This is a genomic window from Aquimarina agarilytica ZC1, from assembly GCF_000255455.1.
In the GTDB taxonomy this organism is placed as follows: Bacteria; Bacteroidota; Bacteroidia; order Flavobacteriales; family Flavobacteriaceae; genus Aquimarina; species Aquimarina agarilytica.
On record NZ_JH621273.1, the window covers coordinates 43,082 to 54,422 of the forward strand.

The following is an 11,341-nucleotide window of genomic DNA, read 5'->3' on the forward strand; positions in this document are numbered from 1 at the left end:
TTAAACTTATCGTGAAAATCACTAAAAAAGACACTTATAGAAATAGGTAACTAAATGTAAATCCTACTTAACATTAAAAAACAAACCACTTATCTGGAGAGCGTATGATACAATTATCTTTTTAACTCAAAATAACCTTTTGCTTGGCGTGTTTTACCACTAAACAATTCTTTATAAGTAACTAAATACCAGTAGGCATCCGTTGGCATATGAGCTCCGTTATGAGTTCCATCCCAGCCTCCAGAATTTAAATCGAGTTTGGACAAAAGCTTTCCGTATCTATCAAAAATGGACACATCTTGCATTTCTTGATATTGACTAGAGAACCCTTGAGGAAACCATGTTTCATTAATTCCATCACCATTTGGTGTAAATGACTTTGGAAATGAAACCACTGCTATAGTTTGACTAACCGATCCACATATGGAAGTATCACTTACCGTAATTTCATGTAAGCCTCCATCTATTTCAGTAAACACATTACTCTCTTGAAAACCTCCTCCATCAATAGCATATTGATATGTACCCGAGCCCGAAGCAAAAACGCTAACTGTATTTACGGTTTCACCATCTTCGATATCAATTTTATCAATTGTTGGTTTTTCTGATGAAATTACCGTGATGAATCGTTGCCTTTCACAAGCCTTTCTATCTTTAACTATAACATTGTACTCCCCTACTTGATTAATATCAAGTGTAGCAGTAGTAGCTCCGGTATTCCACAAATAAGTAAATTCAGATTCCCTACCATCGGTATCACTATTCAAAGAAATTGTATTAGGAAATGTATCTAAACAGTAAATACGCGTCGCTTTAGTTTCAATAGCAGGTAACTCATTAACACTTAACGAAACTACACTGTAGGCTACACATCCATTTTCATTAATCACCTTTGCTACTAAAGCTTGGTCATAAGCTTGAATATTATCATAAATAGTATTCAATGGATTGGTGTCTTTCTCTGCATTATCAAAACTTTCATAATAAGTTACAGCATATGACTTCCCGCTTAACACCTGTTCATCGGCTAAAGTTAGATCAAATGTATGTAAACCATCTTCAGCATCTACCTCATCACAAAGCTCTAATAATGCATTATTAATATTGAGTGTGCTAATCGTTAAAGTGATTCTTCCTTGATCCGAACAATTGGTTAGCTTATCTGTTACTTTAGTTATAATAGTTTGTGGGTTACTAGTATTTTTATAGCGATCAACATTAAGTGTTCTTCCAGTATTTAAAGCCTCTAAACTTTCAAAAAACTCAACCTTCAAATTATCATTATTTAAAGTTATTTGATCAATATAATTTGACAATTGAATACTTAAAAAACCATCAGATGAATTATCTGTATCATCACATAACATATCCGTTACATTTTTATCAATGGCTATTTCAATTTCCTTAACTGTAATGGTTTTTGTTTTTGAACAATCTGCCATATTTATAACTTCCACAGTATAAATACCTGCTGTATTTACATTAATTGAAGCTGAAGTTTCGCCAGTATTCCATAAATAAGTATAATCCGTCTGTTCACTTTCTGGGATATCACTTACTAGCTCAATAGTATCGGGAAAACTATGTATACAATACAGCACTTCTTCTTCATCTTTAATGTTAGGTAGTTTTTCTACTATTAAATCCACTTCTTTTATCGATACACATTCGTTTGCGTTTTCAATTCGCGAATAAATAGTTTGATTATATGCCGTTTCATTGCGGTACTTATCAGCCAATACATTTGTTTCTCTTTCAGCATCTGTTGCTGTTTTGTAATAACTCACCGAAAAAGATTGTCCATTTAAAACTGTTGCATCGGCATTACTCAATGTAAATTCCGATAAACCATCTTCTGAACCTTGCTCATCACATACTTTTAATGCTGCCGCAGCACTGTCTAATACACTTACCGTTAATTTCAAGGTGGTCGTATTAAAACACTTTGTTAGGGTATTTTCGACTCTCACATATAGTGTTTGTGGATTTACTGTGTTAATAAATTCCAAAGCTAAATTATCCCTTTTAGATAAGGCGTCCGCTTCCGAGGTATAAAAACTGACTTCACTTTCTAAGGCATCTGCTTTTAATTCATTAACGTAGTCAGAAAGATTAAATTCAAAAAAACCGTCAAGTGTACCATCTTCATCACAGGCGGTGACCTCTTTGGGTATAACCGTTGGCAACGCTAATTCGGTCGCTTCTATTTCAAAGGTATTTGCACAATCTTTAGCATCAGTAATTTCAACTGTATACATTCCAGGTGTAGTAATTTCAATAGTTGCCGTTGTTTCCCCAGTATTCCATAAATAACTTTTAAAGCCTAACCCTGCATCAAGTATTGCTTTATCACCTGCACAAAAAGTAACATTTTTAGGTGCTGCATTTACACTAATCGGCTTTAAATTAAAACTGGTAATATTATCACACTTTCCACTAACACTAACTCGAACAAATAGGGTTTGACCTGTTTCATTTATATTTAACCAATTTGTTGTGTTGGTTATCTTATTTTCTTCGTTATCAGCTTCCTCTTTTGTTAAATAATAATCAAATGTAGGGCTAACTTCATCCGTTAATCTATTTTCAAATGTGGTTAAATCAAACATAGCCACCCCATCCCTGTCTTCATCACAAGATTCTAAAACCTCTGCAACTGTATTTACTTGTACTTGTTCATCAATAATAATATTAACAAAAGAAATATCCGTACAACCTGCTTTATTCAACGCTTTTAAATAGATAGTAGTTACTGGCTCTGTTACTTTAAAATTTGCAATGCCAAGTATTGGATTAGTATCATTTTCGGCATTATCAAATGAGGTGAAATAAGTGTATGTAAATTCATCGCTTTGCGCACTGGTAAATGCATTTAAATCATTTAAAGACAGGGTAAAATCTCCATCAAAATCACTGTCACACAAATCAAAATCACTACGAACCAATTTAGGCTTATCACGTACTAAAAGTGTTATCTTTTTTACCATAAAACAACTTGAGGCTTTGCTATTAAAACGCGCAAACACCAAATCGGAAAGATTAGAATCATATTTTTCGGCTTCGGAAACCAAAAAAGCAGCATCCTCATTTATCGCATTTTGAATGTCCTTAAAATAAAAAGAAATATCAAAATCCCCTGGCGATGTAGTCATTTTTGGAATTGCCTCTGTTAAATCAAAAACACCTACATTGTTTGATCCACATACATTTAATGTTGTTTCCGAAATTACAGCAGGCAGCACAAAATCAAAACTCATTTTGGCAACCGAGTAACAACTATTTGTAGCGCTATTAACTCTAGCATACAAAGAAAACGGAGTACTCGTATCCATACTGTAATCCGAAGGCTTGGTAATCGCTCTTAAATTAGCATTCGCATCATCGATTGACGTATGATAGGTAATTATTGAACTTGTTTCTGTTGTTATTTCTGTAGTTAAACTAGTCAAATCAAAAGGCTCTGTACCTACCTCCAAATTATCACAAACTGTAATTTCAACATCTTTATAATTAGGTGTTTCTTCAAAATTAAAGGTTATAGGAAAACGTTGTATACACTCACTTCTATTAAATTTCACACTTACATATAACTCTGTCGTTGGTGTTATATCAAATTCAGTAATAGGATTTATTTCATCTTCAGCATCTTTTTCGGAAGCATAATACACCACCTCAACACCCCGTTGTGTTCCTATTATTTCTGGATTAAAATCTGATACCGTTTGCTCTAATTCAATAGCATTATTATCAAAATCACAAATAGTAATTTCTGTGGATTGTATTACCGGAGTACGCTCTACAGTTAAACGAATTTGAGCTGTGGTAAAACAATCCTCTGCTCCTTCCAACCGAACATATACAAAACGACTACTCCCTCTGTATGTAAATGGTGAAGTGATTTGGTCTATAGCCAATTCATTATCGGCTCCATTTTGAGTGTTGTAATAAGTAACTGTAAAACTAGTATAATCTGAATTAATATCTGGAAGTTGAGAATCTAAATCAAAAACCTCTTCCCTATCATTATTAAAATCACATAAGCTATAAATAATATTGTTTGAAGGTATAGGATCATCAAATGAAATTTCAATTTTTGTTTTATTCTCACACCCATTAGGAGATACCACTATGGCAAATACCTCTTTTGAAGGCCCTCTAAAAAAATACCTTTCGGGAGAAGTAATTTCATTTTCACTTTCGTCTTCATAGCGTGTAATTGTACCCGGAATACCATTTAATATATCGGTTTCTAATTGTGTTAAATCATAACGCTCAAAACCATCATTACGGACATCACAAATACCTATTTTTTGATCTTTATATTGTGTGGTTGGTTTAAATTCAATTTCAAAAGGAAACACATCAAAATCAATTTCTTTCCCTTTAAAAATCACTCTTCGGCGTACAAAAACAGTGGTTGTCGCTATGATGGTAATTTCAGTAATTTCAGCAGTATCCGAATTGGCTTCAGCTTCTGTTCGGAAGTAAGAAATTTGCAAATATTTTTTAAAATCGAATACGGTATCTTCAATGATCTGATCCGAATATTCATCTAAAATTATGGTTTCTGTCCCATCATTATCCTGATCACAACCTCCTCCGCCTCCGCCTCCGCCAGATGCTCCTCCTCTGGCATTTTCAAGGTTGATTTCGGCATTACTTTTACAGCCCGAAATCGTATTTTCGAATTCCACACAAACCATACCTTCATTACCTGTTAGTGTATAATTCACAGGATCAACAATAGCAACATCCGTATCACAATCAAAATACCGAACATTAATATTGGTATCATCGGCAATCATATTTGCTATAGATTCGGTTAAATTAAAACTCGGATCGTTAATTTGCGCTTGCGTATCATCAGTTGCTGGAATTCCTTTTTTGTACGTAAAATTTAATTCGTATTCTTTTAAACAATTTTGAGACGGATCTATAGTGCGGACATATACCGTAGCTCTTCTATTTAGTACGTATTGTTTAATATCTTCCTCCTTAATTGGTCGTCTGCCTCGAGTACTTTCAAAGTAAGTGAAATTAAGATTCAATAAGGGGTTCAAGCTAGTGATTTCAGCTTCTTTCGTTGTTAAATCATATATTTTAACATCATCACACACCTCAACAGGAATATCCATTACCACAGGTTCTGGTTTTAATTCAATAGAAATTTCTTCAATGGTTTTACAAATCTCATCTGGCCCTATAGTAAAACGAATAAATATAGGATCTCCATCTTTTGCTTCAGTAAAAAGTAAGATTGGATCCAAGTTGTTATCGGCATCATTAAATGATTTATGATATGATATATTTAATAATGATGATTGTCCACCTCTAATAGCATTAGTAAAATCTGTTAACGCTATATCTTCCTCATCATCATTAGCTACATCACAAAGTGATATTTTTGAAATGGCTGACTTCCCTGTAGACTCCAATGTAAGTTTAATTTTCCCTACATCAAAACAAGAAATTCCACGTTGCAAGCGAACATAAACCTCCGTTACTTTAGTTTCAAGTTTTAAATTCTCTGGCGTATCAATTGCATTAAAAGCGGCTTTTGCATCTACTTCATTCCTGTAGTAACTATATGTTAACCCAGTTTGTCCAACCGATACTTCATTTTCATAAATTGTAATATCTACGGTTTCTTCATTAAAAACTGGAGGATCACAAATAATTTTTTCAATAGCTGTGGCCACAGGAAATTCTGTATCTATAACAATCGGTATCACGTCATCCAATAGCTCAGTTCCTCCCAAACACAAATTATAAGTTACTTCTGCTTTGTATTCGGTAGTCATTTCGGGACATACTTTTAAACTACCACCTCTTTGAATAATACGATCACTAGCATCCTTCCATACCAATTCCGTTAATGCAGCCCCATTAGGTATAAATCGCCAAGCCTCATTAGTCGTTTCCCATATTTCATTATTTCGGTTGGGAGCAGCTACGGCCTCGGTACCATCTTTCTGTATACCAACTAATGCATTTTTACGATTGATAATGCTTGTATTATCTTCTCCTGCTCTAATTACCTCACAGTTTTCGGGCTTTTTTTCAATATAAATATCTATAATATTGGAAGTTTCATAAAGCACTATTTGAAATGTAGACTTAGAATCGAAACAATCAAAATGACTCATATTTTCAAAGGAAATAATGGCCTTCCTGCCTGGAGCAACACCAGTTGTATAATACATAATTTCGCCACACTCATTCAGAGGCGTAAGTGGATCATCTTTATTTACACAACCATTTTGTCCTTGCTGAACCACCATATCGTGTAACGCTCCAAAAATAATATTGTCACCAAAACGAGAATCCGGTAATTTAAACGATGCCATAGTTTGCGCACCACTTGCCACATCTGTTTTAAAACTTAGTAAACCATTATCGCCAGTAATAAACTTGGTAAAAGATGTATTATAAAAGCAAAATGTAAATGGCAACACCTGGGGAGTATCCTGCCAACGATCATCGGTCTCAATTAAAATCTGTGTTCCTCCAGCAATACCCAATATCGGATTTGCATAAGGAATTGCTGTTACTTCATAAGAGGTTGTCTCCTTAATTTCGGTAAATGTTGCCTTTAACTCAAAACATCGGTCGGCATCCAAAGGATAACTACAGTCTACTAGTACTTCTTCATTATTCAATTGATCAGTTATTTGAATAGATGGTTCCGCTGATTGAGCAAAACTTAAGATGGTAGATAACAACCAAAAATAAAATGAAAAAATAGTTCTATTATTCACTAAATTATAATATTTGTTGGTCTTAAAATTATCAAAAAAAAACAGTTGACCTAAAGCATAATACACTAAAAAACAGCATTATTCAACAATTAAAACACATAACGCAGAATATTCCTACTAAATACTAGTTTTGCTCCTAAAAACCCAAAAACATGTAAGAATAATCGTCTTAAAATTTGTGATTTTACGCCCATCTTACACAATTTATAATACCTATTTCGGTACTATTTAAAACAACAACAACATATTCAACATTTTCACAGTTAGCGTATATATCAATTCTAGTTTATCAAAGAAAACACAGTAAATAATATAAAGAAGGCCCATTTTAATTAACACTTATTTTACCTATCAATAGGTTATAAATTCACATTTCTAATTCACCCAACTATACGTAACTTTGTATTACGTAAAACAGTGACTTATGAAAATACAAGCACCATTTAACCTCAACAAGTGGATTGAAGAAAACAGGGATTTATTAAAACCACCTGTAGGCAATAAGAATTTATATAAGGATGCTGGTGATTACATAGTAATGATTGTTGCTGGACCTAATGCTCGAAAGGACTATCACTTTAACGAAACTGAGGAACTTTTTTATCAGTTAGAAGGTACTATTGAAGTACACATACAGGAAAATGGTCAAAAAAGAACCATGGAATTAGGACCTGGAGACATGTATTTACACCCTGCAAAAGTTCCACATTCACCTGTACGCCACAAAGGATCTATTGGTTTAGTAATTGAACGTAAACGCAAAGAACTCCCAATGGACGATGGTTTACTTTGGTTTTGCGATAATTGCAACACCAAGCTACACGAAGTATATTTTAAATTAGAAGACATTGAAGTTGATTTTTTAAAACACTTCAAACATTTTTATGGCAATGAAACATTACGTACTTGTAAAAACTGTAATGAAATTATGCCTGTTGACGAACGATTTGTAAAATAACAATGACCTATACTCAAATACAAAAACACCTAAGTAACCTAGGGATTAGTGATTCGGAACACGGAACTGCATTTGGAAGTTCTTTTATCTCTGAAAAAACAACACTCTCTTCCTTTTCGCCTGTTGACGGAAATCAAATAGGAACTATTAGTTGCACTTCTAGCGAAAGCTATGATCAAATTATCCAAAAAGCTCAAGAAGCCCACATACAATGGCGCACTATTCCTGCACCCAAACGTGGCGATATAGTACGTGAATTTGGCATGGCTTTGCGCGAAAAAAAGCAAGACCTAGGCATACTTGTAGCTTATGAAATGGGAAAGTCATTGCAAGAAGGATTGGGTGAAGTTCAAGAAATGATTGATATCTGTGATTTTGCCGTAGGACTTTCGCGTCAGCTACATGGATTTACCATGCATTCCGAAAGACCACAACATCGCATGTATGAACAATACCATCCTTTGGGGATAGTCGGTATTATTTCTGCCTTTAATTTTCCTGTGGCTGTTTGGGCATGGAATACAGCATTGGCTTGGATTTGCGGAAATGTTACTATTTGGAAACCTTCGGAAAAAACACCATTATGTGCCTTAGCTTGCCAAAAAATTATTGCTCAAGTTTTAGACAACAATAATTTACCCAAGGCCATTTCATGCTTACTAACTGGAGGAGCCGAATTAGGTAAATTATTAGCTAATGATACTCGAGTGGCACTAGTTTCGGCAACAGGTTCCACTAGAATGGGAAAAAGTGTAGCTACATCGGTAGCAGCGCGTTTAGGAAAATCATTACTGGAACTTGGCGGTAATAACGCTATGATTATAACTCCCCATGCTAACTTACAATTAGCACTTACTGGCTTAGTTTTTGGAGCTGTAGGAACTGCCGGTCAACGCTGTACAACTACCCGAAGAATTATTGTTCACGAAAGCATTTTAGATGATGTTGTACATAAACTAACATTGGCTTACCAACAACTAAAAATAGGTTCTCCATTAAATGAAAAAAACCACATGGGACCTTTAATTGATACTGAAGCTGCCAATCACTACATAAGCACATTAACCGAAGCAAAAAAACAAGGAGCCACTCCAATAGTCGAAGGTAAGATTTTAACTGGTAAAGGTTACGAAAGCAGATGCTATGTAAGTCCTGCTATTTATGTAGCAAAAAATGAATTCCCTATAGTTCAAACCGAAACCTTTGCCCCTTTACTGTATATCATTCCTTATTCTGGAGATGTTGATAATGCTATAGCCATTCAAAATAATGTACCCCAAGGTTTATCATCAAGCATTATGAGCGAAAATTTACGAGAAACAGAATTATTTCTCTCTGCCCTAGGATCAGATTGTGGTATTGCTAACGTAAATATTGGTACATCGGGCGCCGAAATTGGCGGTGCTTTTGGAGGTGAAAAAGAAACTGGTGGCGGTCGCGAATCGGGATCAGATGCCTGGAAGGCTTATATGCGCAGACAGACAAACACCATAAACTACTCCACAGAACTTCCTTTAGCCCAAGGGATTAAATTTAACATTTAATCCTGATTACGTACTAAAATTTCGTAATGAGTATTAAAAGTTCAATAAAAAAAGTATTTTCTTGATCTCAGCATAGCACACTGTTTTGCTGAGATCATAAAATACAGCAATACAGCGAAGCCTTTGATTTTACAGAAATTTCCATTCGGAATAGATTTTTAGTACTCCATGAGGATTTAACCAAATAAAGGCGCAAAATTCAACATAATCAATTGAAAACTAACACTTTTTGATTAAAAAAATTCCTATAAATTCCATATTAGACCATTAAAACCTTTTAATTACATCGGATTTTTACGCCTTTCATATGTTTTTATAAACATTTTATCGAATAATAACCTTAAAGTGACTAAGTTGTTAAAAAAATAAATGATTAATTGTTAACTTGATACTAATTAATCAATTAATAACCTAACTCATGTCAAAAAGACTTCTTTACCTTTTAGGCATACTACTAACCGCAATTATAGGTGCGTATTTAAATTGGATGTTTTGCTGTCCTCCAGGAGGAAAAGCGACAACCAAAGTACCTGCAGTTGCTCCAGTAGTAAAGCCTGTCACTCCCTCACCAACCTCATATGGTTTGGCTTTTAACGACAATTCAAAATTTAATTACGCTGTTAATGATAATTTTAATTTTGAAGGTGCTGATTTTTCAATCCTTAAGCCTGTATCTGCCAAAGTAGATGAAGGCGTACTTAAATTGAAAGACTACTTAGAGGCAAATCCAAGTAAGGTCATTGATATTACTGGATTATTTAAAAGTACCGAAAAAAACACTTCAGCTTATCCGAATTTAGGTCTGGCGCGTGCTAATGCCGTTAAAAACTACCTAGTATCCAAGGGAATTTCATCCAAGCAAATTAACACTTTTGGAAAATTAGATGATTCTATGATTCCTAATGGAACTATTTACCAAGGTCCAGTTGAGTTTGGTTTCGAGTCTATGGATTTAAGTGATGAAGGAACTAAAAAAGCTGCCGAAGAGCTAGAAGCTTTACATAAAGAAATTATGGCGCATCCATTAGAACTTCATTTTGCGACAAATTCAAGTAACATTAGACTTACACCAGAACAACGACAAGAAATGGCCGACATAGCCAAGTACCTCGATAAAGTTAACGACGGTAAAGTCTTAGTTGTTGGTCATACCGATAACACCGGTGACGCTGCAGCTAATATGAAACTGGGGCTTGATAGAGCCAATACAATCAAAAACTATTTAGTTCGTAATCAAATTTTAGCGAATAAAATAGAAAGCCTTAGTAAAGGACAAAACGAGCCTATTACCACTAACGCTACTGCAGAAGGTAGAGCTAAAAACAGACGCGTAATAGTAACACTCAAATAAACCGATTAATAAACTTAAAAATACAAACATATGAATCCATGTATAATTATACCGATAGTAGCCGCATTAGTCGGAGCTTTATTAGGATGGCTTTTACGTCACCTTACTTGTAATTGTGATGACGATTTAAAAGAAATTGAAAAATTAAGAGACAGAAATAGAAAACTTGAAGCTGATTTACAAGCCTGCCTCTCCGAAAAAGATAAAGCCATATCATTACAATCCAATGAACCTTTGGCAAACACTACCACAAGTGCCTTTGCCGCTCGATCAATAGATACTAGCGATATTGAAGTTGAGCCTAGTCTTAATTTTGATGGTGATTTGGCTAAATCAATTTTTGGTAAGAAAATAGTTGCCGACGATTTAAAAGTTGTAGAAGGAATTGGTCCAAAAATTTCGGATTTATTTAATGAAAATGGAATTAAAACTTGGTATCAATTAAGCAAAGCTAGCGTTGATCGTTGTCAAGAAATTTTAAATATTGGCGGGAAACGTTTTGAAATACATAAACCTACCACATGGCCACAACAAGCCGGTTTAGCTTTTGAAGGAAAATGGCAAGAACTTAAAGACCTTCAAGATTATTTAGATGGCGGTAAAGAGCGTTAGTTCAACTTTCGCGTGTAAGATTTCACCCTTTAAAAGGCTATCATTTTATTGGTAGCCTTTTTTATTCGCTATCAGGTTTAATACCTCGAGGCTTGCCTCGTTAATTATTACTATTTTG

At 34.5% G+C, this 11,341-nt stretch carries 5 protein-coding genes; 4 read left to right on the forward strand and 1 reads right to left on the reverse strand.

Features of this window, described 5'->3' with window-relative positions:
* Positions 1–113 precede the first annotated feature (113 nt).
* Positions 114–6,758 (reverse strand): T9SS type B sorting domain-containing protein, encoded by a 6,645-nt coding sequence (locus KQA_RS0213670; protein ID WP_157366707.1) that lies wholly within the window; start codon positions 6,756–6,758, stop codon positions 114–116.
* A gap of 424 nt (positions 6,759–7,182) precedes the next feature.
* Here KQA_RS0213670 and KQA_RS0213675 point away from each other — a divergent pair, with 424 nt between their 5' ends.
* From KQA_RS0213675 to KQA_RS0213690, 4 genes are all read left to right on the forward strand, one after another.
* Positions 7,183–7,716: a 3-hydroxyanthranilate 3,4-dioxygenase gene (locus KQA_RS0213675; RefSeq protein WP_010181980.1), complete on the forward strand. Its 534-nt coding sequence runs from the start codon at positions 7,183–7,185 to the stop codon at positions 7,714–7,716.
* A 2-nt stretch (positions 7,717–7,718) separates the two neighbouring features.
* A complete protein-coding gene (gene amaB / locus KQA_RS0213680; protein WP_010181981.1) occupies positions 7,719–9,260 on the forward strand; it encodes an L-piperidine-6-carboxylate dehydrogenase in 1,542 nt (513 codons plus the stop codon).
* 418 nt (positions 9,261–9,678) lie between these two features.
* The gene (locus tag KQA_RS0213685; protein WP_010181982.1) at positions 9,679–10,611 is read left to right on the forward strand and encodes an OmpA family protein; all 933 of its coding nucleotides are present in this window, start codon (positions 9,679–9,681) and stop codon (positions 10,609–10,611) included.
* A gap of 30 nt (positions 10,612–10,641) precedes the next feature.
* Positions 10,642–11,223 (forward strand): hypothetical protein, encoded by a 582-nt coding sequence (locus KQA_RS0213690; RefSeq protein ID WP_010181983.1) that lies wholly within the window; start codon positions 10,642–10,644, stop codon positions 11,221–11,223.
* The last annotated feature ends 118 nt before the right edge of the window (positions 11,224–11,341 follow it).

Excerpts from the sequence above, each read along its gene's own strand:
- KQA_RS0213675 (WP_010181980.1), top strand. The coding sequence starts at position 7,183 with ATGAAAATACAAGCACCATTTAACCTCAACAAGTGGATTGAAGAAAAC.
- amaB (WP_010181981.1), top strand. The coding sequence starts at position 7,719 with ATGACCTATACTCAAATACAAAAACACCTAAGTAACCTAGGGATTAGT.
- KQA_RS0213685 (WP_010181982.1), top strand. The coding sequence starts at position 9,679 with ATGTCAAAAAGACTTCTTTACCTTTTAGGCATACTACTAACCGCAATT.
- KQA_RS0213690 (WP_010181983.1), top strand. The coding sequence starts at position 10,642 with ATGAATCCATGTATAATTATACCGATAGTAGCCGCATTAGTCGGAGCT.